Here is a 23,627-nt window from a genome sequence, read left to right on the forward strand (position 1 = left end):
CCCGACGTACAAACACGTGCCCGGCGGCGAATCGTCTCTGTACGCCGAAAGCCGCCCGCGAAGCGAAAGGCTCAACAAGAACACCCCCGAGGTTTTCGGCGCGGGCTCGTCGTTCAGCCCTCGAAGCGCATGGCCGAAGGCCGAGTCTCGAGGGCTGAACGACGAGCCTTACAGCGCCGAAAACACGCCGCAGCGAAGCGGAGGCCAAAAATACAGCCGATCAATCGGCTGCTATTGCCTCGACGATCGGCATGCGGGCCGCGCGCAGCGCCGGCGGGATCGAACCCAGTAGCGCGAGAACCAGTGCGGCCGAGGCGTAGACGAGCAGCATCGGGCTCGGGGTGTAGGTCACGGGGATGGTCATGGCCCGTCCGAACGCGATGTCGGCAAGGTACTGGACCGCGGCGCCGATCGCCAGCCCGAGCACCGCGCCGGTCAGCCCGATTCCGGCGGCCTCGGTGAGTACCGCGCGCAGCATGAATCGGCGGCTGGTGCCCATCGCTCGCAGGACGCCCAGTTCACGGCGTCTTTCCAGCACCGAGAGCATCAGTGTGTTCAGCAGGGCGATCGTGGAGACCAGCACCACGATCCACAGGATCGATCCGGACAGCGACGTCCCCTGTTTCACGCTGCTGGACACCGCCGCCACCGAACCCGCACCGGTGTCCACCGCCAGTCCCTGCGGCACGGCCCGTCGCAGCAGGTCGAGTTCGGTCGCGGGGTTCACACCGGGCGCGTAATTGATTCCGAGAATGGTCTCCCCCGGCCGCTCGTACCACCGGCGCATCATGTCCAGATCCAGCAGCACCGTGCCGGTGATCGCCGAGAAGTACGGAATCACTTGCAGCACATGAACTTTGTGAATTCCGGTCGGCGTCGGCAGATCCAGTTCGGAACCCTCGTGCACTCCCAGCTGTCGCGCCACATCCCCCGAGACGACCACACCGTCACCGCGCGCCATCCGATCCTGCACACCGGGACGCAACTCGGTGACCGGACCGGCCGGGATGCCGCGCTCATAAGCCTGCAACATCACCTGCCCGCCACCGAGCGTGGCGAATGCCATCTGCGCGGAACCCACATCGACCACCCCCGGCAGCGCCCGGATCCGGGCCTTCAGATCCGCGGGCAGCAGCGGCCCGGTCGGGAACTCCGCCATCGAACTCGTGCTGACGTAGGCGTCCCGGCGTCCCACATCGGCGAAGGTCGCCGTCGCCGAATCGACCAGATTGTGTGACGCGCCGCCCATCGCGACCACCGCGGTCACACCGATCATGACGGTCATCGCGGTGGCCCAGACCCGGCGCGGAGCGCGCTCGATCGTGGTGGCGCCCAACGCTCCCGGCGCACCGAACACCCGCGCGACCGCCGCCGCGGATCGCACGATCGGTCCGGTCGCCGCGAAGCACAGCACCACCGCCGCGCTGATGGACAGCGAGATCGCGGCCAGGGACAAGCGGCCCAGGTCGGAGCGGGCGATCAGGATCGCCGCGGCGACCATCACACCGCCGAGAAGTACCGCGCCCCAGCGCAACAGCGGATTCACCGCATCGGATTTGGACACCCCCACCGGGGCCAGCGCCTCGATCGGCTGCACCTTGTAGATCTGCCGTGCCGCGATCGCTGCCGCGGCGGTACTGGCCAGCACACAGGCCGCGATGGCGATCGGGACGGCATATCCGGGCACCATATATTCGATCCGGCCCTGCACCGAGGCCATCATCGCCGAAGGCACCTGATCGATCGCGGTGCGCCCCATGAACATTCCCACCACCGCGCCGATACCGCCGCCGATCAGGCCGAGCAGCGCGGCCTCGGCGATCAGATCGCGCACCATCGGCCCGCGCCGCCCGCCGATGGCGCGCAGCAGCGAGAGCACCGGACGTCGTTGCGCCACAGCCATACTCATCGCGTTGTAGATCAGGAAGCCCGAGACGATCAGCGCCGCGGCCGAGGCCATCGTGGTCGAATAGCGCACCAGCTGAATGGCTCCGCCCGCCTGCGCGGTGCGCAGACTCGGATCGGCCACCACCGCACGTCCGTTCACCACTCCGGTGAGCGCCGAACGAAGTTGTCCCACATCGGTTCCCGGCGTCGGCACGATCTGGATCGAGTCGAGCTGACCGGACCGGCCGAGGATCTTCTCGGCCACCGGTAGCGCCGCCACCACGATCTGACCGCCGTTGAGCTGTCCGGACGTGTTGTCGTCCAGCACGCCCGCCACCGTCACCGTGGCCGATCCGAGGGTGAACCGCTCCCCCTCGTGTCGCCCGAGACCCGCGCCGACCAGCACTCCGTCCGGCACCGAGAGCAGTTTCACCGCCTGCGAACTCATCGGCCCGGCCAGCGCGCTGTCCAGCGCGGACACGCTGGCGTCGGCCCCGAGCAGCAACGTGCGATCCTCACCCGTGCCGACCCTGGATCGCACCATCGGCACCGCCGCCGAGACCCCGGGCACCGCCCGGATCCGCGGCAGCAGATCCTGGTCGAATCCGCCGTCGGTGACACCGGAGATCTCCAGTGCCGCTTTACCTCCGAGTGCCCGGGTGAGTTTGTCGACCGAGCCGGTGACCGAGCCGGAGATGCTCAGCACCGAGACCAGCAGCCCGGCCGAGACGGCCATCACGACCAGCGACATGATGGTGCGGCCGCGATGCGCGATCACCTCGCCGATATTGAACAGCCGCAGGCGATCCCACGCGGCGGCGATCATGCGCGAACCGCCGGCCGGCCGTCCGCGGAACGTCGCTCGGGGGCGTGCTCGCCGCGGGTGATCGATCCGATTCGCCCGTCCCCCAGGGTGATCACGCGATCGCAGTAGTGCGCGGCGCTCATGTCGTGCGTGACCATCACCACCGAATTGCCCTGCTCGGTGATCGTGCCGAACAGTTCCAGGATGGCCGCGCCGGTCTTGGAATCCAGGTTGCCGGTGGGCTCGTCGGCCAGGATCAACGGCGGATCCATGATCAGCGCCCGCGCCACGGCGACCCGCTGCATCTGCCCGCCGGACAACTCGGCCGGGCGGTGCTCGGCACGCTCGCTGAGCCCGACCAGGTCCAGCAGTTCCAGCGCCCGCGGTTTGGCCTTGCGTAATCCGGTGCCGTCCAACAGCTTCGGAATGGCCACGTTCTCCCAGGCGGTCAGCGTCGGCAGCAGATTGAAGAACTGGAAGACGAATCCGACACGGTGCCGCCGGAATTCGGACTGCCGGTCGTCGCCGAGGTCGCCGATCTCCTCCCCCTGGAAGGTGATCGACCCCGAATCGGGCGAGTCCAGCGCACCCAGCAGATGTAGCAGCGTGGACTTGCCGGATCCGGACGGGCCGATGACGGAGGTGAACTCGCCCGCGGCGATGGTCAGGCTGATGCCATCGAGGGCGCGGACCCGCTGCTGCCCCACTCGGTATTCCTTGACGACGTCGGTCAATTCCAACATCGGTGCTCCCCTCCTCGTTTCTGCCCGTCGACCGGGCACTGTCTCCGGTTTGTGGTCGGCCTCAGCGCACGAGCACCTCGGGCGCGCGCCACCGGCGCACGTCCTGGGCGTCGAGTACGGCGCGCAGCACGGGTTGTTCGGCGGCCAGTTCGAGATATGCGTCGGCGGCCGATTGTCCTTGCAGCAACGCCAGATCGAGCTTCACGTGCAGATGGTTGTCCCAGCGGTATTGCAGCGCGGCCAGCACTCCGGCAGGCCCGCCGAACAGCCGATCGACGTCCGGAAGTCTGTGTAGCAGACCCGGATTCGCCGGGTCGGCCGCCGCGCGCGTCAGCACCACATCGAGAATTTCGGTACGGGCGTGCAGATCTTTCCACGTCATCGCACTCACCCCTTCCCTCCTGCGCCCGGCATCGGTCCACCGAACGCTGTGGCATCGACGCTACGGACACGACGTCGGCGAATCGTCGTGCCGAGGGCGTGAGTTCGACTCCTACTCCGGTAGGAGCGCACACCCACTCCAGGGACGATGATCGGTGTCACACCGACTGGCTAGCCTTGGTACATGGAGGTGCTGCGGATCATCGTGCTGACCGCCGCCGCGGTGCTACTGGCCGTGGTGGCCTGGAAGGCGATCGTGGGGTGGCGGCACGCGCGGCAGCGGATCGTGGACTTCTGGCACGACCCGCGCGGCACATTCGAGCAACACATCGCCGAACTGCCGTTCGACTATCCGCCCGCGGTGATCGTCACCGCCGATCTGGCCCTGTCGATCGCCGCGATGACCGGCGTGATCCAGCGGCACGGCTACCTCGGGACCACCCTGCCCATTCTGGCGCTGCTGCTGGTCACCTTCGCATTCCCGATCCTGACCGTCTTCGGTGTCCCGCCGCGCCCGGTGCCGCTGTGCATCGTCGGGCTGATCGCGCAGGGCATGTTCCTGTTGCAGCCGGTTCCGCTGGACGCCTCGCCCTTCGTGCTGGTGGTCGTCGCCGGGGAGGTCGCGGCGATCGCGAGCAAACGGATCAGCCTGCCGTTCGCGGCCCTGGCCATGCTGCAACTGCTGCTGTTCCACATCGTGGGCCCCGGGATCGATTCGCTGCCCGCCTACCTGGTCGGCATCGTGCTGGGCACGCTGGTCGGGCTGATGATGCAGTACCAGCGCCTGTATCTGTACCAGGAACGCGAGAATCAGGAGATCCGCGCCGCGCGCGCCGCCGACGAGGAACGCCGCCGGATCGCCCGCGAGGTGCACGATGTGATCGCGCATTCGCTGAGCGTGACACTGCTGCACCTCACCGCGGCCCGCCATTCACTACAGACCGACCGCGACGTCGAGGAGGCGATCGACGCGCTCAGCGACGCCGAGCGGCTGGGCCGTCAGGCAATGGCCGACATCCGGCACACCGTGGGCCTGCTCGATCAGCTTCCGTCCAGCCTGACCCCCGAACCCGGTATGGACGATATCGCCGCTCTGGTCGAGGATTTCGTGCGCGCGGGCCTGGACGTGGACTACTCGGTGTCCGGGAATATCACGACCGTCTCGGCGACGACGGGTCTGGCGTTGTTCCGGATCAGTCAGGAATCGCTGGCCAATATCGCCAAGCACGCCCCCGACGCCGCGGCGACGCTGCGCATCGAGGTCACCGACACCCGGGTCAGCGCGGTCGTCACCAACACCCTCACCGGTCCGGCCCCGACCCGGCGCGGCCGCGGGATGGGCATCTCCGGAATGCGCCAGCGCGCCACCCTGATCGGCGGCAGCCTGACCGCAGGCCCCGCCGACGGTCAGTGGGAGGTGCACGCCGGATTCCCGATCACCGACCCCGCCACCGGCCTGACGTGCCCGGTCTCGGGCCCGGAGGATCATCTGCGGAGCGTGCGCGACGCGTTCACCGCTCTGACCCGCAAACTCCAGGAGGGTATGTGATTCCGGGTACTTCGCAGTCCGAGGAGAACGCGCTCGGCGTACTCGTCGTCGACGATCAGGAGCTGGTGCGCGGCGGCCTGCGCCGGATCCTGCGCCGCCGCGACGGTTTCCTGGTGAGTGAATGCGCCGACGGCGACGAGGTTCCGGCCGCGCTCGCCGCGCAGCCCGCCGACGTGGTGCTGATGGATCTGCGAATGAAGCGCGTCGGTGGCATCGACGCGACCCGAATTCTGCGCTCGCGCACCGACGCGCCGCCGGTTCTGGTGCTGACCACCTTCGACGACGACCAACTGCTCTCGGGCGCACTGCGCGCGGGCGCGGCCGGATTCATCCTCAAGGACTCCCCCGCCGAGGATCTGATCCGCGCGGTGCGCACGGTCGCGGGCGGCGGATCCTGGCTCGATCCGTCGGTAACCGGACGAGTGCTGTCGGCATACCGCACGGTTGCGCCGACTGCGGTCAAGACCCGTTCGGGCCTGGACGAGCTGACCGCGCGGGAGTATGAAGTATTGCAGCGAATCGGTCGCGGGCGGGTGAACACCGAGATCGCCGCCGAGTTGGGCATCTCGGAGGTCACGGTAAAGAGCCACGTCGGACACATTTTCGGAAAGCTCGGGTTGCGGGATCGAGCCGCGGCGATCGTGTTCGCGTTTGACCACGGAGTAGTCGCACCTGGAGAATCGTCGGCGTAAGAGGGGCAGGCAACCCCGGTGAGACAGCCGGGCACGGGTCTCGCACCCTGCCCAGGGACGGAGGTTTCACCGGTGAACGCATCGCGGCCGCGGACCGGCGGCCGATTCGGTCCGTACGAGCTGCGCTCCATGCTGGGCCGCGGCAGCATGGGCGAGGTCTACGAGGCGTACGACACCCACAACGATCGCGTCGTCGCCCTGAAGTTGCTGCCCGAGGAGCTCGCCCAGGATCCGAGTTATCGCGAGCGGTTCCGCCGGGAATCACATGCCGCGACACGCATCGCCGACCCGCACATCGTGCCGATCAATCGCGCGGGCGAGATCGAGGGCATGCTCTATCTGGACATGCGGCTGATCCGTGGCGACAACCTGCGCGCGCTGCTGCGTCGGCAGGGATCGATGGAGCCCGCGCGCGCGGTGCACATCGTCGAGCAGATCGCCACCGCGCTCGATGCGGCACATGGCGCGGGTCTGGTGCACCGTGACGTCAAACCGGCCAATGTCCTCGTCACGCCGACCGATTTCGCCTTCCTCACCGATTTCGGCATCGCCCGCAGCGAGGGCGACAGTTCGACCACGATGGTCGGCATCACGGCGGGTTCGTACACCTACATGGCGCCAGAGCGGTTCGACTCGGGTCCGGTCACCGGCCGCTCGGACATCTATTCGCTGGCCTGTGTTCTGTACGAATGCCTCACCGGTGCAACGCCGTTCCCGGTGCAGAACGTGAGCGCACTGATCCGCGCGCACCTGTCCGAGACGCCGCCGCGGCCGAGCCTGCAGCGTTCGGACGTGCCCGCGGCGCTGGATGCGGTTCTCGCGCACGCCATGTCGAAGTCGCCCGAGGACCGATTCGCCTCGGCCGGGGAGTTCGCCGGGGCCGCTCGTGCCGCGGTAGGTCTGTCGGGCGGGAGCGAGACCGCTGTCGCGGCACCACCGCCGCCGCCCACCCCGACCCCGGTCGATCCGCCGCGGCCGCAGGACACCGGTGCGGTGCAGGCGGGTCCGCTGCCGCCACTGCCACAGCGCGCGGCTCCCGGACCGGGTGCAGCCCGGCCGGTGCTGGAACCCACGACGTTCCAGCCGTTCGGGCCCGACGGTCCGACGATCGCGGCGCAGTTCCAGCCGCGCGGCGACGAGTTGCCCGAGTCCGGACCCGAACCGCGCGAGGAGATCCCCCCGGCCACGGGTTCGGCGACCACCGTCATGCGGACCGGCGCGGGCACGGGCATACCGTCCAATGCGGACGAGACGACCAACGCGCTGGCCCGTGGCCCGGTGCCGACCTCCGCGGATCAGGACATCCCCGACGAACCGGCCCCTGCCCCACGGGGTTACGAGACGACCGGATCGTTGCGGATCATCGCCCCCGCCGATCCGGAGGAGCGCGATACCAGCAGCGATCTCCCGGTGATCACGCCTACGGATCCCTCCCGGATGTCCCGGGAGGAGTTCGAGTTCGCCCCGAAATCACCGCAGCCACCGGGGCTGCCGCAGCGGGCGGGCGAATCGGCCCCGTCGGCGCCGAAGGTGCCGCAACGCGGGGCCCAGTCGGAACCGACTCTCCCGCAACGAGGACCGGAGTCGACTCGATCGGCGGCGCAACTCCCGCAACGCGCGCCGCAGCCATCGCAACTTCCGCAGCGGTCGCCGCAGCCGGTTCCCCCGCCGGAGCCGACTCCTCCGACATCGGTACTCCCGCAACGGTCACCGCAGCCGATCCCACCGCCGGAGCCGACTCCTCCGACATCGGTACTCCCGCAACGGTCACCGCAGCCGATCCCACCGCCGGAGCCGACCCCTCCGACCTCGGTACTCCCACAACGCGCGGCGCAGTCGGCCCAAGCGACGCAGCATCTCCCGCAGCGAGCGCCCGAGTCGACCAATCAGGCATTGAGTCTGCCGCCGCAGGCATCGGAGCCGACCTCGCCGGCGCCGAAACTGCCACCGCGAGCGCCGGAGTCCGATCCGGCGCCACATACCGAACTGCTGCCGCACGGCACCACCGCCGGCGCGGCGGCCGCGGGCGTGATCGGTGCGGGCTACGCCGAGTACGAGGACGAGTCGCAGTACGGATCGCACGACGGTTACGACGACCAGGCCGGTTACCGCACCGAAGACGGCTACGAGGACGAGTACGGCGACTACGACTCCGAGGCCACCCACACCGGTCAGGGTTACGCCGACTATTCCGAGGACGAGTACGCCGAGAACGGGTACGGCCGGGACGAATACGACAACGGCACCTATGCCGAGGGCGAGTACGCGGAAGGCGAGTACGCCGAGAACGACTACGTCGCGGGCGAATACGACCAGGACGAGTACGGCCGGGACGAATACGACGACCGCACACCGCATTCCGTTCTCGGTTACGGCCCGGACGACAACGGCGAGTACTCCGACGACTACGAATACGCCGACACCCCGGCCGGATACGGCGAGCGCAGCACCACACCGAAGAAGCGTTCGGTCGCGGTGCCGCTGGTACTGGGCTTCCTGGGCGCGGCAGTGGCCATCGGCGTCGGCGTGGTCGGCTGGCAGGTGCTGGGCAAATCCCCCACGAGCAGTTCCTCGGCCGCGCAGCAGACCGCCGCGGTGGCGGCCACCACCGCGCCGATGGCCGCTCCGCAGACCGAGGCAGCGGACACCACGACCACCGCGGCCACCTCGACACCGCCCGAGGGGTCCACGGCGTGCTCGTCGAGTTCGTCGGGGCAGGACACCAAGTACACCCGGGCGGCGTCGGGCAATTCGCAGACGACCTGTGGCTTCGCCGAAGCGGTCCGCAAGGCGTACGCGAAGGAGGCCGACGCGGAGTCCGACTCGCCGACGTCGGTGGTCGCGGTCAGCCCGACCACGGGCCGCTCGTACACCATGACCTGCAAGGCGACCGGTCGTCTGATCACCTGCTCCGGCGGCGACAACGCCGTGGTGTACGTGTACTGAACAAGGGCCGCTCCGGCAAATGGACCGCGATCGGGTCGTGTGGCCTGCCGAAACGTCACGCGTTCCGTCACATATGCGCCATCGCGCGTCGGTGCATTTGACCCCGGGGGCGTGACGGCACAGAATTCCACGACTGACCGGTGGCCCGGACGCGGGCCACCGCGCGATGTGGAGGTGGCCGGGTGCAGGTACCCAGAGAGCCGAGCAGGTGGCGCAGGAGCCTCGGGGCAGCCGTGTGCGGGCTGGCCCTGTTGGCGAGCGCGGCATGCTCCAAGGCCGCCGACAACGCCGCCCCCCTCCTCGATCCGGTCGTGACCCATGCGACCACGTCCAGCAGTCCCGGTCCGCTGGTGGCGTTGCCCGGAAGTCTGGCCGCCGATTTCACCTCGCTGCTGCCGACTCTGGGCGGGCACGCCGGGATGGCGATCATGGCGGTCGGTAGCGACACCGCGACCTCCATGGGCGACTGGACCTCCGGTCCGGCCTGGTCGACGATGAAGGTGCCGTTGACCCTGGCGGTGCTGAGCACCAACGGCAACACGCCCAGTTATGCGATGTCCGCGGCCATCACCGAATCGGACAACAATGCCGCCGACTCGCTGTGGCAGTCACTGGGCACCGGCGATCAGGCCGCGCAGGCGGTGCAGAAGGTCTTGCAGCAGGGCGGCGACAGCACCACCAAGGTTCCCGCGACCCGATCTCGCGCGGATTATTCGGCGTTCGGCCAGGCCACCTGGGCACTGGCCGATCAGGCGCGGTTCGCTTCGCATCTGCCGTGCCTGCCCAATGCGAATACGGTCACCGATCTGATGGGCAAGGTGGTCCCCGGTCAGCAGTGGGGTCTGGGGCATCTGGAGAACGTCACCTTCAAGGGCGGTTGGGGCCCCGACCCGTCGGGCAACTATCTGGTCCGCCAATTCGGCCTGGTGACGACGCCGAACGGGCAGATGGCGATCGCCGTCGCCGCCCAGGCGAATTCGGGGTCCTTCGACGACGGCACCGCGATGCTGAACAGGATCGCCCCACTGATCACCCAGCATCTCGGCGATCTTCCGGTGGGTTCCTGCGCTTCGGCGCACTAGCAGAATCACCCGGTCATCCGGCTTCCTTCCCTGCACACAGCGCAGTTGTCACTTCGAGCTTCAAGATCGCCAACGCTATTGTCAACAATAATGTGAACATATAGGCTCCAAGGCGGTTCGGGCGACTGTGCCAGGCGCCACTTTCCGCCGACGACGTGTGCCACCACACAGATCGACCAGGACCGACCGGCTCTGGGCGCAGGTGTGCCGTGCGCTGGACCGATCGACCTGAGAACACGAGGAGCACAGCGACTGTGAGCATCATCGATTCGCATACGCACGTCATCGCCACCGACGCGGACCGGTATCCGGTGGACCCCATCGGCGGACGGCAATCCACCTGGTCGGTCGAGCATCCGGTCGACGTCGACGGCCTGCTGGCCGCGCTCGACGAAGCCGGGATCGACCGGGCGGTCGTAGTTCAGGCATCGACCGTGTACGGCCACGACAACCGTTATCTGGCCGATTCGGTTCGCGCCCATCCCGATCGGCTGACCGGTGTGTTCTCCCTCGACGCGCTGGCACCCGACGCGGTGGACCGCATCAACCACTGGCAGGATCAGGGACTCTCGGGCTTCCGCCTCTTCACCACCGGCACCACCATGCCGGGACAAGCGGACTGGCTGGGCCACGAGGACTCCTATCCGGTGTGGGAATGCGCTCAGGCACAGGGCATTCCGGTCTGTCTGCAGATGACGATCGAGGGAATCCCGGCACTGCGGCGCATCCTCGAGCAGTTCCCGCGGGTCAGGGTCGTCCTCGACCACTGCGCCCGGCCGATCCTGTCGGACGGCCCGCCGTATGCCGAGGCACGCGGGCTCTTTCAGCTCGCCGAGTACCCCGGGGTGCACCTGAAGGTGACCCACCGCGCGCTGCAGGCGGCCCGCGAGGGAGCCTCGACGATCGACGACTTCCTGGCGGCGCTGCTCTCCGCCTACGGATCGCGGCGGCTCATGTGGGGATCGAATTTCCCGGCCGCGGCGGGCGCCCTGTCCGGACTTCTCGCCGACGCCCGCAGCGCACTCGGCGGACTCGATCCGGCCGACGCCGCCAACCTCTTCGGCGGCAGCGTCGCGAACTTCTACGCGCTGCGCGAGCAGGGACCGCAGCATGTCTGACCAGACCGTCACCCTGACTGCGGCGTTGGGCAAACACCCTGTCGCACAGATACTTCGCAGTCGCGAGGTGAGCGACCCGATGGTGCGGCTCGACTTCGCCGACGTCGACCCCATCCACCGGGCCTTCGCGCCGATGGTGCGCGAGCAGAGCTTCGACGTCTGCGAGCTGGCGATCGTCACCGCGCTGCAGGCGGTGGCCTTCGGTCATCCGATCGCGCTGCTGCCCGTCGTCGTGGCCGGACGCTTCCAGCGCGGATGTCTGGTCGGCCGGGCCGAGGATCGGATCGAGGATCCCATCGAACTGCGCGGTCGGCGCATCGGTGTGCGCTCCTACACGCAGACCACCGGCTTCTGGATCCGCACTCATCTGCACGAGGACTACGGCCTGCGTGCCGAGGACATGGCGTGGCTGACCCAGAATCCCGCGCACGTCCCCGAGTACGAGGATCCGGACTTCGTCTCCCGCACCCTGTCGGGAAGTCTCGTCGACGCCCTGCGCGACGGTGCGATCGATGCGGCGATCTTCGGCAACGACCTGCCGGCCGGCGATGAGTTCGTCCCGCTGATAAGTCAAGCGCGGCAACGCGATCGACGTTGGTACGACGAATATGGCTACGTCCCGGTCAACCACCTCGTGGCAGTGTCGCTGCCCACCCTGCAGGCCCACCCCGAGACCGTCGGCCGGGTCTGGGAGATGCTGACCCGCGCCGAGTATCTGGCCGCCGAGCGCGCCACGGATATCCCGGTGACCGCCGCCGGATTGTCGCGGCTGGCCGGCCCGATCGACGCCATCGCCGCACAATGCCATGCCCAGGGCATGCTGCCCCGGCCGCTGACCTCCGCAGAGGTGTTCGCATCGCTCGACCGGATTCCCGCACCTCGAGCGTGAACTCGATCCCCCGATAGCGGCATGGCCCCGCCCGGTCCGTGCCCCTCCCGAACGCCGCACCGGCGTTGCTCAGAGAGAAGTTCCGCATGTCCGCTTCAGAGACTCTGCCCCGACCCGAGCAGTCACGGCATCGGCGATTCGACTGGAAGGCGTTGAGCCCCTTCAGTAAACCGCTGTACAAGGACCTGACCTTCCAGGTCCTCGTCGGCATGGTGCTCGGCGTGCTGCTGGGCGTCTTCGTCCCGATCGTCGGCAAGAACGTCAACGTGGTCAGCACGATCTTCATCAATCTGATCCAGATGGTGGTCGGGCTGGTGGTCTTCTGCACGGTCACCCTCGGCATCGCCAAGGTTCGCGATTTCGGCAAGGTCGGACGGATCGCGGTGAAGGCGATCCTCTACTTCGAGGTGGTGACCACCTTCGCGCTGGTGATCGGTCTGGTCGTGGTCAACGTGCTGCACCCCGGGTCCGGCATGCACGTGGATCCGGCATCGTTGAGCGGCGCGAAGTCCGTGCATGCCGCGAAATCCATGAGCATCTCGACCTTCCTGGAGGGTCTGGTGCCGACCAGCGCGGTCGATGCCTTCGCCAAGGGCGACATCCTGCAGGTGCTGGTGTTCTCGGCGTTGTTCGGCTGTGGTGTCGCCGCCCTCGGCGCCAAGGCCGAACCGCTGGTGGGAGTCATCGACACCGTGCAGCAGAGTCTGTTCTGGGTCATCGGCAAGGTCATGAAGCTCGCTCCGCTGGCGGCGTGTGCGGCGATCGCCTACTCGGTGGCCAGTTACGGGCTGCACACCCTGTTGTCACTCGGCTCGCTGGTACTCGTCTTCTTTCTCACCGTGGCGGTGTTCTTCGTTGTCGTCCTGTGGCCCATTTCGTTTTTCGCCGGTGTCAGCCTCTGGAAATTGCTCAGGTATTTCCGGGAGGAGCTGCTGCTGGTCATCGGGACGAGTTCCTCGGAGAGCGTCTTTCCGCAGCTGACGGCCAAACTCGAGAAATTGGGTGTGAGCGAGTCGGTGGTGGGTCTGGTCCTGCCGACGGCGTACAGCTTCAACCACGACGGCACCTGCCTGTACTGGGCGGCGACGAGTGTGTTCCTGGCGCAGGCGACCGATACCCACCTCGGCGTGGCCGGTCAGTTGAGCCTGATGGTCGTGCTGCTGCTGACTTCCAAGGGCGGCGCGGGGGTCGCGGGTTCGGCGATCCCGATGCTCGCACTGACCCTCGCCGCCACCCACACCATCCCGGTGGCCAGCGTGGCGCTCATCCTCGGGGTCCACAAGATCCTCTCGGCAGCCTTCGTGTTCACCAACATCGCCGGGAACTGCCTGGCCACGGTCGTGGTCGGGAAGTGGGAGAAGGCGATCGACTGGACGAAGATGAACGCGGAGCTGGCGGCGCGGGTTTGACATGGTGGACCGGCCTCCGGTCCCCGAGGCCGACAACACCAACCCCGAGGTTTTCGGCGCGGGCTCGTCGTTGCACGCTCGAAGCGCATGGCCGAAGGCCGAGTCTCGAGCGTGCAACGACGAGCCTTACAGCGTCGAAAACACGCCGGAGCGGAGCGGAGGCCAAAAGTACGGCAAGATATGTGGCATGCGCATCGGAGTCTTGACCGGAGGCGGAGACTGCCCCGGACTGAACGCGGTCATCCGAGCCGTCGTCCGCACCGCGAACGGCCGCTACGGGGACGCGGTCGTCGGGTTCCAGGACGGCTGGCGCGGACTACTCGAGGATCGCAAGATCCACATCCACAACGACGATCGCACCGACCGGATACTCACCAAGGGCGGCACCATACTCGGCACCGCGCGCACCAATCCGGACGTGCTGCGTGACGGCCTGGGCCGGGTCAAGCAGACCCTGGACGACAACGGCATCGACGCACTCATCCCGATCGGCGGCGAGGGCACGCTCACCGCGGGCAGCTGGCTGGCCGACGAGGGCGTCCCGGTGGTCGGCGTGCCCAAGACCATCGACAACGACATCGATTGCACCGATACGACTTTCGGCCACGACACCGCGGTCACCATCGCCACCGACGCCATCGACCGCCTGCACACCACCGCCGAATCGCATCAGCGCGTGATGCTGGTGGAGGTGATGGGTCGGCACGCCGGATGGATCGCGATGAACGCCGGTATCGCGGCGGGCGCACACCTGACGCTGGTCCCCGAGGTGCCGTTCGACGTCGACGAGGTGTGCACGATGATCAAACGCCGCTTCCAGCGCGGAGATTCGCATTTCATCTGCGTGGTGGCCGAGGGCGCGAAACCCGCTGAGGGCTCGTTCGCGCTGCGCCAGGGCGGCATCGACGAATACGGTCACGAACGTTTCACCGGTGTGGCCCATCAGCTCGGTGTGGAGATCGAACGCCGCATCGGCAAGGAGGTCCGCACCACGGTCCTGGGTCACGTCCAGCGCGGCGGCACCCCCACCGCCTTCGACCGCGTCCTGGCCACCCGCTTCGGCGTGCACGCCACCGAGGCCGTGCACAACGGCCAGTTCGGCCAGATGGTCGCCCTGCACGGCACCGAAATAGACCTCGTCCCCCTCTCCGAGGCCACCAAACAGCTCAAACTCGTTCCGGCACACCGGCATGACGAGGCGGCCGCCTTCTTCGGCTGAGCCGCGCCAGCACGACACCCACCGCAGCAGCGGTGAAGACGGCGCTGCACCACAGTGCCGTGGCCGGGCGGTCGGTGCGGTCGACCAGTGGACCGGCGGCGACCGGGCCGAGGACGGCACCGACATTGAATGCGGTGGTCGCCAAGGCACCGGCGATACGCGGAGCAGCCGGTGCGGCGGTCTGCACGATCGTCGCGATCAGCGTCGAACCGACACCGAACGCGACCGCGCCCGCCACCACCGACATGACCAACACCCCGACCAACGTATGCGCGGTCACCGCGGCCAGCAGCCAGACTCCGGCGAGTAGGGCCGTTCCGACGACGATGATCCGCCGCTGATGACGGTCGCTGTAACGACCGGTGACCATCACTCCGAGAAATGAGCCGACGCCGAACAGGGCCAGCACCACCGGAACCCACCGATCACCCCCGGCGATGCCGTTCGTGATGGTGCCGAGATAGGTGAACGCGGCGAAGGTCGCCGCGTTGACCAGGACCCCGGCCACGACGGCGACCAGAACCGGTCGCTGCCGCAGCACCGACCATTCGCGCCGCACCGACCGTGCCCGGCCGTCCGGCGTGGCGCGATCGCGGACGTCACCGAGCATCATCCACACCGGCACGAGCGCTGCCGCGCTGAGGACGGCGACGGCCCAGAACGCCGAACGCCAACCCCAGACCTGCCCCAGCAGCGTGCCCGCGGGAACACCCGCGATGCAGGCCACCGTCACCCCGGACACCACCACCGAGGTCGCGCGCCCGAGCACCGCCGGGCCCACCAACCGCGGCAACACGGCCAGCGCAATCGCCAGGAACCCGGCGTTGGCGACCGCCGCGGCGACGCGCGTCACCAGCAGCACCGCGAACCCGGTCGTCGCGGCGCCGACGATATGCGCGGCACAGAACAACCCCAGAAACGCTGTCACCGAATGCCTGACGGGCAACCGGCCCGCCGCCATCACCGGCGACCCCAGCACCATGCCGGCCGCGAACAGCGAGGTCAGCAAACCGGCGGCACCGAGCGACACCCCGACATCGGCCGCGATCGGCCCCAACAGTCCCGACACCATGAACTCGGACGTGCCCTGCGCGAAAACCGCAACAGCCAGCACGAACACCACAATGGGCATAAGAGAGAACTCCCCGGATACGAGGCGCCGCAGTCATTCCCACGGCACCCGAGACGAGTTGCAGAATCGGGCGAACCAGCACCCGACAGCAGGAAACCGACATCATCCGGCGCTGCGAGAATCGCGAACCGCACCAGTCGCTCAGCGACCGGCGACACGCACACTCACAACGCCGCCCGGCCCACAGGCCGAGCGGCTACCGTCTGGATGCCTCCGGAGAACTCACTCCGACACCTTAACAACCCACCTGCATCACACTGAAGCGGCGACTACAGCGTCATGCCCCGCCACCCTTCGGATGATGGCCCGTCTGGCCGCAATTCGATTACGACGTGCCGGAACAAGTTGTGCCGCAGGATGTTCGGCCCGTCACCGATGAGTTGTCGAAATGTCTTGCGCGATGCTCCGGTGCAGGTGACAGGGATGCTCCGCTGGCACCCTTCGGATGATGGTCCGTCTGGCGGGAATTCGTTTGCGACGTGCCGCAATAAGTTGTGCCGCACAATGTTCGGCCCGTCACCGATGAGTTGTCGAAATGTCTTGCGCGATGCTCCGGTGCAGGTGACAGGGATGCTCCGCCGGCACCCTTCGGATGATGGTCCGTCTGGCGGGAATTCGTTTGCGACGTGCCGCAATAAGTTGTGCCGCACAATGTTCGGCCCGTCACCGATGAGTTGTCGAAACGTCTTGCGCGATGCTCCGGTGCAGGTGACAGGGATGCTCCGCCAGGTTCCGAGCCAGTCTGTCCAGCACGTCGGCTGCATGGAGGAGATGACCATTCAGCACAGCGCGACCGGGCGAGGATCGCCTGTGATGTGGAGTCGTGCGCCTGCGGTGTATCGGCTGCGACCAGCACATTCGATACCAGTACTAGAGGCGTGTCGCGGTGCGGACGAGGTCGGCGACGGCTCTGGATCTGCTGTGCGGTGGCCAGGCGATGACGGTCGTGACGGCCGGTGCGTCCGATACGGGGACGAGGGCATGTCCCTCGCGCAGGTGCGTTCGCGCCGACTCGGGCAGGATCGCGCAGGCGCGTCCGAGCGCGATCAGCTGGGCGAGCTGGGTGTGGTCGCGGACCTGCGGGCCGGGCCCGTCCGGATAGCTTCCGTCCGGACGGGGCCAGCGCGGCAGCGGTAGGTCCGTGAGGGCGGCGACCTCGGCCGAGGAGATGTGGGACCGGGTGGCGAGCGGGTGGCCCGCGGGAAGAACGAGAATCTGCTGCTCGGTGTACAGATCCTCGGTGTCGAGTCCGGCGGTGGTGTCGAAGGGCCGGTGCAGCAGGGCGACGTCGGCGCGCCCGTCGCGCAGCAGACGTTCCTGCTCGCCGGGCCCGCACAGCAGCACCTCCACGGTGACCGAGTCCGGTTCGGCCGCATAGGCATTCAGCAGTTTCGGCAGCAGTTCGCTGGACGCTCCGGCCTTCGTGGCCAGCACCACGCCAGGCCGATCGGCGGCGGCGCGACGGGTGCGACGTTCGGCGGCTTCGACCGCGTCGAGTGCGGCACGGGCCTCCCTGAGTAGCACCGACCCCGCCTCGGTCAAGGCGATCGCGCGGGTGGTGCGGTGCAGCAGAACCACTCCGAGCCGTCGTTCGAGCTGCTGGATCGCCCGCGACAACGGTGGTTGCGCGATGGCCAGACGCTGTGCCGCCCGCCCGAAGTGCAACTCCTCGGCGACCGCGACGAAGTATCGCAACTCCCGAGTCTCCACCGTCCCATCGTATCCGCCGCTGACCGCGATCCATACCCGTGCGGTATTGTCGCCTACTCGGTAGGTGTTGGACGTCCCATCCGAAGCCGACCCAGTATTTCCGTATGAGTGAACAGACGATCGCGCTGGTGACCGGCGCGAACAAAGGAATCGGCTACGAGATCGCAGCGGGCTTGGGCGCTCTGGGCTGGCGCGTCGGTGTGGGCGCGCGAGACGCGCAGCGCCGCGACACCGCCGTGGACAAGCTGCGCGCGGCCGGAGTCGATGCGTTCGGCGTACCGCTCGACGTGACCGACGACGCGAGTGTGGCCGCCGCGGCCGAGCTGATAGCCGACCGCGCCGGCGGGCTCGACGTCCTGGTCAACAACGCCGCGATCACCGGAGGTATGCCACAGACACCCGCCACCGTCGCGCCCGCGACCGTGCGAGATGTGGTGGACACCAACGTGATCGGGGTCATCCGAGTCACCAACGCGATGCTGCCCATGCTGCGCGCCTCGGCCTCGCCGCGGATCGTGAACATGTCCAGCACCGTCGGCTCCCTCACCCTGCAATCCACGCCCGGCGCCGAGACGGGCCCGATCTCCGCCGCCTACGCGGTGTCGAAATCCCTCCTCAACGCCGTGAGTATCCAGTACGTCAAGGAACTGGGCGACACCAACATCCTGATCAACTCCGGCTGCCCCGGTTTCACCGCCACAGACCTCAACGGCTTCCGCGGCAGCCGCACCCCGCAACAGGGTGCGGCAATCGCAATCCACCTCGCAACCCTCCCCGACGACGGACCGACCGGCGGATTCTTCGACGACGCCGGAACAGTCCCCTGGTGAGGACCACAACACCCAGATCAGCCTGAGGTCGGATCGCCGGTGTCCCTACACTCCCCGAAAGATTGAATGGACGGGCCAGTCGTCCCCAACCTCTGCGGGCCGCTGACTTGCCTCAATGAGCCAGCGGCCCGCGGTGTGAAATCCGCACGCCCCCAATGCCACCCCATTGCGTCAGCTTGCTGATGTACACTGAATCAGTCAGAGAAAAACGATTCAGAGGGCGGTGAGCACTGATGTCGATCGGCGATCGCATTGATCGTGCCCGCGCATCTGCCGGGCTTAGCCAGCACGAGTTGGCAGCGCGCACTGGGATCACCCAGCCGACATTGTCCCGGACGATTGCCGGTACTCGAGTACCGAAGATGAACGAGCTGGTGGCAATTTCGAACGCCACAGGCTTTCTCCTACAAGAACTTACGGGTTCTTCGCCGATTTCCGGGCAGGTGCGGTGCGCTGCCCGCGCAGCGAACAGTGCCGCGATGGACTCCATGTATCAGCAACTGCTCCATTTCCTCGAGCTGGACGCTTTCCTGGACGATCAGGGCATCGAGCCGGTCGGATGAGCGCCGAATCCGAGGGGCGGGCAGCCGCCGAGCGCTTCCGGGCCAACCATCATCTCGGCTTCCATCCGCTCGGCGATTTGGTGACGCTGATCGAACAGACCACCAGCGCCGACGTCGCAGTACTCGATACCGAGGTCGACCAGCACGGCATGACAATGAAGCGAGGGGAAATGGGGCGGCTGCACATCGCGGTGGCTCGCACTCGGCGGCCGATGCGCCAACGAAGCACTCTTGCGCACGAGTTGGCTCATGTGGTGTTCGAGGACTGGTCCGATACTCCCGAGGTGGATTCCAGCAGCCCGGCCGAGAGTCGCGCGAACGCTTTCGCGCGGCACCTACTGATCCCCCTCTCCGGCGTCAACGACCTCGTCACAGACAGTTCCCGCCACGCCGATCTGGTGGTCCTGTCGAAAGTTGTTCAGTGGTTTCAGGTCTCACCGTCAATTGCTGCCATCGCACTCGAGCAGGCCGGGTACATCGACGCTCCGACGAAGGCTCGATTCAAAGCCGAGACCACCCCCCGATTAGCTGCCCGCTTCGGCTGGACTGATCAGTACCACGCACTGCAGATCGAGTCGAATAGGCGGCGCGCACCGCAGCGACTGCTGGCGCGGGCAATCTCCGGTTGGCAGCAAAACGTCGTCTCGGCCGAAATGATCGCCACCTTGCGCGGTCTCGACGTCGAATCCGCCGAACGTGAACTGCGAGACGCAGGCATCGTGCGCTCGAAAATCACTCCAGCCTGGACCGACCCCGCCGACCTCCCCGCAGCCGATATCGATCTGACCGAATTGGATGCCGCAGAGCTCGGCGACGGTGGCCCCGCGTGAGCCCTCGGCCAGTCATCGATGCTGGACCGGCCCTGAACTTTCTCGCTGCCAATCAGCAACGGTTGTTGTTGCGGGTGCTGGGCAAACTGAGCACTCCAGAGACGGTCGAAGCAGAGATCCTGCAAAAAGCAGGAACCGACCGGCGCTTCAAAGGAGTTGATCTAACCTGGTCGAAGCTGACACCCAAATGGATCGAGGTTCTATCCGACGACATCACCGACGAACTCGATTCGGCTTGTCAGCGCATTACCGCAACGGGTCTGGCCGAACGCAAATCCCGCGCCTCGGACCTCGGCGAACTCATGGTCATCGCCCACGCGGTCACCGAGGCAGAACACCGTGGGACCGTCGTTACCGTCGTCATCGATGACCAAGCGGGTGCCACTCTCGCGACAGCGGAAGCGCAACGCCTGAATAGACTTCGCGCACAAGGGCGGCCGGTCGGCACTCTGCTGCTCGTGAATACGATTGGAATCCTGCAAAAGGGCGTCATCGATGGGCACATCCAGAACCGAAGTCAGATGCGGATGATCTACGACCGACTGTACGGCTACGACGACGGCCTACCACCGATCGACCGGACTCCACTGCTCTCGGGCGGTCTATGGAACAGTAAAGAAACCAACAGGATTCAATAGCAGATCCGGCCGATCGTCGTAGTGGAGCACTGTGGGCGCAACAACGCCCTTCCGATTCCCGAAGCGACGGTCGACGGACCGAGCGCCTTCAGCTGGATCGTCAGACCTCTCCGCAACGTATTCGACCGTTCCGACGTACAGCGGTGCACCTCCGGATCGACTGCCGATCCAGTCGGTGGGCTTTCGGTCATATCGATCAATGCGTGCCGTGCATCTCGGGTGATGTCGAAATCTCTGTAGTGCAGACGTTTCCGGCCTGGGCGTGACTTCGCTGGCCGCGGGTCGATGTTCGGACTTCGTGCAGCAGCCGGTTGTCCGGCAGCACGACCAACAGCACCGAACACGACGATCGCGCGCCCGCGCGGGACGACGCCGATGTCGTCGGCAGATCACTTGCCAGGATGTCCACCGCCGGGCCGTCTGCTCCAGAGCGGTGAAGTGGCCGCAATCGGCGTGTGCCGGATCGTCATTCGCCGCGCCACCGGGCAGCGTCCGCGCGGTTCGCCTCGCGCACATATGTTTCTGCACTGTTTGTGGGGCGATGTTCGTACTTCGGAATTCCTGCACGGTGAATTCCAGTACGGATAGTTGGTGGTGCCTCCTCGGGCCGGGGATGTTCGCTGAGTCGCACCCTGTCTGTGATCGGGTTTCCGGATTGTCGGTGGGTGTCATTACAGTCGTGGCTGCACTCTCCGAAGACGTAGTTTGCAGGCGAATGCCCGACGGGCGCTTGCTGATTCGTTCTCCCTGCGGCACACATCGAGTACACACCGAATCGTGCTAGCTTGGGGTCCGGTCAATGGCATTCGTCGCCAAAAGAAAACGTTCCAATCAATCTGAATGCAACAGTCACAGCCAAAGGGGGCCTCATGACGATCGAAGCGACCACCGTGCCACGCAGGCTGCTCGCCAGACGGCTGGTCGAGTTGCGGGAGTCCACCGGCCTCACGCGCGACGCCGCCGCCGAACTCGCCGAGATCGGTCGACAAACCCTGTGGCGCTTGGAGAACGGACGCACCTCGGAGGTCAAGAAGCCGACCATCCGGGCGCTCTGCCGCGTCTACGAGGTCGAGGATGAGGATCTCAACAACCTGCTGTGGCTGGCGGACGAGTCGCGTAAGGACGGTTGGTGGCAGCCGTACAGTGAAGCGATCTTTCCCAACACCGACCTGTTCATCGGTCTCGAACAATCAGCGAGTCGGATCGCCTCATTTCAACTCACTTTGATACCCGGACTCGCACAGACAGCCGACTATCGCCGCGCAATGGCATTGGATTACCGACCACCGCTGAGTGATCAGCAAATCGACCAGCATCTCGAACTCCTCGCCAAACGCCAGGCATGCCTGACTGATTCGAAGAATCCGAAGATCTTCGATATACGAATAAGCGAGGCAGTGTTCCGTCACCTGATCGGAGGTAAATCCGTGATGCGCGATCAGGTGCGCCACCTGTACGAACTGAGCATGCTGCCGAACATATCGGTGCGAATCGTGCCTTTTTCGATCGAAGGATATCTCGGACTGCAAGTGAGCTCATTCGTGATGCTCGAGTTTCCGCGACAACTGAATCCGGCGCTCACTCAGACCCCTATCGTCTACATCGAGAACTATGCTGGGTCTTTGTATCTGGACAAGCCGATGGAGATCGAGAGGTATCGCCAGGCGCTGTCGGACATCGAGGCGGTATCACTGGACGAATCGCAGTCCAGAGCACTTCTACAGACGATCGAACGGGAGTACATGGCATGAACATCGACCTGTCCGCCGCGCAGTGGTTCAAGAGCAGTCGAAGCCAAACGGGAAGGGACTGCGTGGAGGTCGCCCACCTCGACGGCGGCATGGTCGGCGTACGCGACTCCAAGAACCCCACCGGCCCGGCACTGATCTTCACCCCGGGCGAGTGGGATGCCTTCGTGGCCAACGTGAATCACCACGCGTAAGAAAACGCGCCTCACGACGCGGCGTCCGCCACCCCGTTCGCCGCGTCGGCAGGCCGCTCACCTGCCTCGTCCCGCAGCTGCCTCGCGCGCCGATCGCGGTAACGCACCAGCGCCCACAGCAACACCGCCTCGGCGATCGCGGTGAAGACCGTCAGGAACTGACTGAAATAACTGGCCAGCACATTCACCACGGTCAACGACACCAGATCGGACCAGATGGCAAGGCGCACACCGAGTTCCTCGTTCCCGCGCAGCCATGCCGTCGCACCGACCGCGCACCCGATGCCGACCGCGAGTTCGGCCACCGCCGCAATCGCCAAGGCGGTCAGGGATTTCCAGCCGTGACCCTGGGTCATGTCGAGCATCCGGTCGATTTCGTCCCAGTGCGAATGCCAACCGGCGATCACCACACCGGCCAGCACCAGGCGCAGCAGCGACCACACGCCGTGTGCGATCAGCACCGCGATCAGTACGACGCGCAGCATCGGCAGCGGCAGGAACCGCTTCTCGATCGCGAGGCCGATCCGGGTCAGCCGCCGCTCGAGTTCCGGCTCGGTGTCACAGGGCAGCGCGCTCAGGTAATCGTTCAGTGCGACAACGAGTTCGCGATGTTCGGGACCGCAGCGCTCCGGATCGATGGCGCGAAGTTCGGCGAGCAGCTCCGCGCGGCGCTGGGCGTTCATCCGGGTGCCGACGGACTGGCCGACCTCCTCGGTGATCGCGCCCAGTGCCAGCTCCGGATGCACGTTCCGCCGCCGCGCCGACATCCGCGCCACCGCGACGGTCAGCAGAAAGGCCAGGTAGATGATCGGAGCGGCCAGCGGAAAGAAGTAGTTGTTGTCCGTGGTGATGAATTTGCCCACCTCATCGATGAACAGCCCCAGCCCCACTCCGGACAGCAGCGCGGCCCAGGTCATCGCCGTCCGCCCCGAGGACATCAGCAGCAGCAGGCACGAAATCACCAGCAGCAGACCGCCGAACAGGGCGTGCGCGATGTGGTAGGTACTCCCGCCGATCTTCGGATATCCGGAGGCCATCAGGTACAGCCGGGTGATCACGACGGTCAATCCGAACGCCACCGCCATCAACGTCACCAGCCGCCCGGCCTCGGGCCGCCACCGCATCCTCACACCCTGTGTGCCGATCATGAGAGTCACACTTCCATACCCCCGACCCGGGCGAATGCCGGTCACTCGATCGCGCCACCCCGAGGTCGAACCGACATGCTCGCTCAACGCCCGCTTGCTACCTTGATGTCGCCT

Annotated in this window: 20 protein-coding genes; 14 read left to right on the forward strand and 6 right to left on the reverse strand. The window is 66.7% G+C overall.

Annotated elements, in window-relative coordinates; genetic code table 11:
• Positions 1 to 220 precede the first annotated feature (220 nt).
• The 3 genes from K7711_RS07670 to K7711_RS07680 form a co-directional block, all read right to left on the reverse strand.
• Complete coding sequence (locus K7711_RS07670; protein WP_222966048.1) at positions 221 to 2,713, reverse strand: ABC transporter permease; 2,493 nt, start codon at positions 2,711 to 2,713, stop codon at positions 221 to 223.
• Complete coding sequence (locus K7711_RS07675) at positions 2,710 to 3,435, reverse strand: ABC transporter ATP-binding protein (RefSeq protein ID WP_222966050.1); 726 nt, start codon at positions 3,433 to 3,435, stop codon at positions 2,710 to 2,712. The genes K7711_RS07670 and K7711_RS07675 overlap by 4 nt, the downstream gene beginning before the upstream one ends.
• A gap of 61 nt (positions 3,436 to 3,496) precedes the next feature.
• Positions 3,497 to 3,817, reverse strand: a complete 321-nt coding sequence (locus K7711_RS07680) for a hypothetical protein (protein ID WP_222966820.1) — start codon at positions 3,815 to 3,817, stop codon at positions 3,497 to 3,499.
• Positions 3,818 to 4,000: 183 nt separating this feature from the next.
• Between K7711_RS07680 and K7711_RS07685 the strand changes: the two genes are divergently transcribed.
• The 8 genes from K7711_RS07685 to K7711_RS07720 all read left to right on the forward strand — a co-directional run bounded on the left by K7711_RS07685 (position 4,001) and on the right by K7711_RS07720 (position 14,720).
• On the forward strand, positions 4,001 to 5,365 hold the full coding sequence (locus tag K7711_RS07685; RefSeq protein ID WP_222966052.1) for a sensor histidine kinase: 1,365 nt from the start codon (positions 4,001 to 4,003) through the stop codon (positions 5,363 to 5,365).
• Positions 5,365 to 6,057 (forward strand): response regulator transcription factor, encoded by a 693-nt coding sequence (locus K7711_RS07690; RefSeq protein WP_222966822.1) that lies wholly within the window; start codon positions 5,365 to 5,367, stop codon positions 6,055 to 6,057. The genes K7711_RS07685 and K7711_RS07690 overlap by 1 nt, the downstream gene beginning before the upstream one ends.
• Positions 6,058 to 6,129: 72 nt before the next feature.
• A complete protein-coding gene (locus K7711_RS07695; RefSeq protein WP_308014524.1) occupies positions 6,130 to 9,003 on the forward strand; it encodes a serine/threonine-protein kinase in 2,874 nt (957 codons plus the stop codon).
• A 182-nt stretch (positions 9,004 to 9,185) separates the two neighbouring features.
• Positions 9,186 to 10,085 carry a serine hydrolase gene (locus K7711_RS07700; protein ID WP_222966054.1) on the forward strand — a complete coding sequence of 300 codons (900 nt, stop codon included), beginning with the start codon at positions 9,186 to 9,188 and terminating at the stop codon, positions 10,083 to 10,085.
• Positions 10,086 to 10,339: 254 nt separating this feature from the next.
• Positions 10,340 to 11,203: an amidohydrolase family protein gene (locus K7711_RS07705; RefSeq protein ID WP_222966056.1), complete on the forward strand. Its 864-nt coding sequence runs from the start codon at positions 10,340 to 10,342 to the stop codon at positions 11,201 to 11,203.
• Positions 11,196 to 12,092, forward strand: coding sequence for a substrate-binding domain-containing protein (locus K7711_RS07710; RefSeq protein WP_222966058.1), 897 nt, complete (start codon positions 11,196 to 11,198; stop codon positions 12,090 to 12,092). Before K7711_RS07705 ends, K7711_RS07710 begins: the two co-directional genes overlap by 8 nt.
• An 86-nt stretch (positions 12,093 to 12,178) precedes the next feature.
• The gene (locus tag K7711_RS07715; RefSeq protein WP_222966060.1) at positions 12,179 to 13,501 is read left to right on the forward strand and encodes a cation:dicarboxylate symporter family transporter; all 1,323 of its coding nucleotides are present in this window, start codon (positions 12,179 to 12,181) and stop codon (positions 13,499 to 13,501) included.
• A gap of 187 nt (positions 13,502 to 13,688) precedes the next feature.
• A complete protein-coding gene (locus K7711_RS07720; protein WP_222966062.1) occupies positions 13,689 to 14,720 on the forward strand; it encodes an ATP-dependent 6-phosphofructokinase in 1,032 nt (343 codons plus the stop codon).
• Here K7711_RS07720 and K7711_RS07725 read toward each other — a convergent pair.
• Together K7711_RS07725 and K7711_RS07730 are read right to left on the reverse strand one after the other, a co-directional pair.
• The gene (locus tag K7711_RS07725; RefSeq protein WP_222966064.1) at positions 14,668 to 15,852 is read right to left on the reverse strand and encodes a Cmx/CmrA family chloramphenicol efflux MFS transporter; all 1,185 of its coding nucleotides are present in this window, start codon (positions 15,850 to 15,852) and stop codon (positions 14,668 to 14,670) included. The genes K7711_RS07720 and K7711_RS07725 overlap by 53 nt on opposite strands.
• A gap of 870 nt (positions 15,853 to 16,722) precedes the next feature.
• Complete coding sequence (locus K7711_RS07730; protein WP_308014526.1) at positions 16,723 to 17,562, reverse strand: LysR family transcriptional regulator; 840 nt, start codon at positions 17,560 to 17,562, stop codon at positions 16,723 to 16,725.
• Positions 17,563 to 17,666: 104 nt separating this feature from the next.
• Between K7711_RS07730 and K7711_RS07735 the strand changes: the two genes are divergently transcribed.
• From K7711_RS07735 to K7711_RS07760, 6 genes are all read left to right on the forward strand, one after another.
• Positions 17,667 to 18,392, forward strand: a complete 726-nt coding sequence (locus tag K7711_RS07735; RefSeq protein WP_222966066.1) for an SDR family NAD(P)-dependent oxidoreductase — start codon at positions 17,667 to 17,669, stop codon at positions 18,390 to 18,392.
• A gap of 233 nt (positions 18,393 to 18,625) precedes the next feature.
• Entirely contained in the window at positions 18,626 to 18,955 is a 330-nt protein-coding gene (locus K7711_RS07740; RefSeq protein WP_222966068.1) for a helix-turn-helix domain-containing protein, read from the forward strand.
• The gene (locus K7711_RS07745) at positions 18,952 to 19,785 is read left to right on the forward strand and encodes an ImmA/IrrE family metallo-endopeptidase (protein ID WP_222966070.1); all 834 of its coding nucleotides are present in this window, start codon (positions 18,952 to 18,954) and stop codon (positions 19,783 to 19,785) included. Before K7711_RS07740 ends, K7711_RS07745 begins: the two co-directional genes overlap by 4 nt.
• Positions 19,782 to 20,423, forward strand: coding sequence for a PIN domain-containing protein (locus K7711_RS07750; RefSeq protein WP_222966072.1), 642 nt, complete (start codon positions 19,782 to 19,784; stop codon positions 20,421 to 20,423). Before K7711_RS07745 ends, K7711_RS07750 begins: the two co-directional genes overlap by 4 nt.
• Before the next feature lie 869 nt (positions 20,424 to 21,292).
• Complete coding sequence (locus tag K7711_RS07755; protein ID WP_222966074.1) at positions 21,293 to 22,174, forward strand: helix-turn-helix domain-containing protein; 882 nt, start codon at positions 21,293 to 21,295, stop codon at positions 22,172 to 22,174.
• Positions 22,171 to 22,365, forward strand: coding sequence for a DUF397 domain-containing protein (locus tag K7711_RS07760; protein WP_222966076.1), 195 nt, complete (start codon positions 22,171 to 22,173; stop codon positions 22,363 to 22,365). Before K7711_RS07755 ends, K7711_RS07760 begins: the two co-directional genes overlap by 4 nt.
• A gap of 11 nt (positions 22,366 to 22,376) precedes the next feature.
• Here K7711_RS07760 and K7711_RS07765 read toward each other — a convergent pair whose 3' ends face one another.
• Positions 22,377 to 23,513: a hypothetical protein gene (locus K7711_RS07765; protein ID WP_222966078.1), complete on the reverse strand. Its 1,137-nt coding sequence runs from the start codon at positions 23,511 to 23,513 to the stop codon at positions 22,377 to 22,379.
• Positions 23,514 to 23,627: the final 114 nt, after the last annotated feature.

The sequence above is a fragment of the Nocardia coffeae genome (genome assembly GCF_019890715.1).
In the GTDB taxonomy this organism is placed as follows: Bacteria; Actinomycetota; Actinomycetes; order Mycobacteriales; family Mycobacteriaceae; genus Nocardia; species Nocardia jiangxiensis.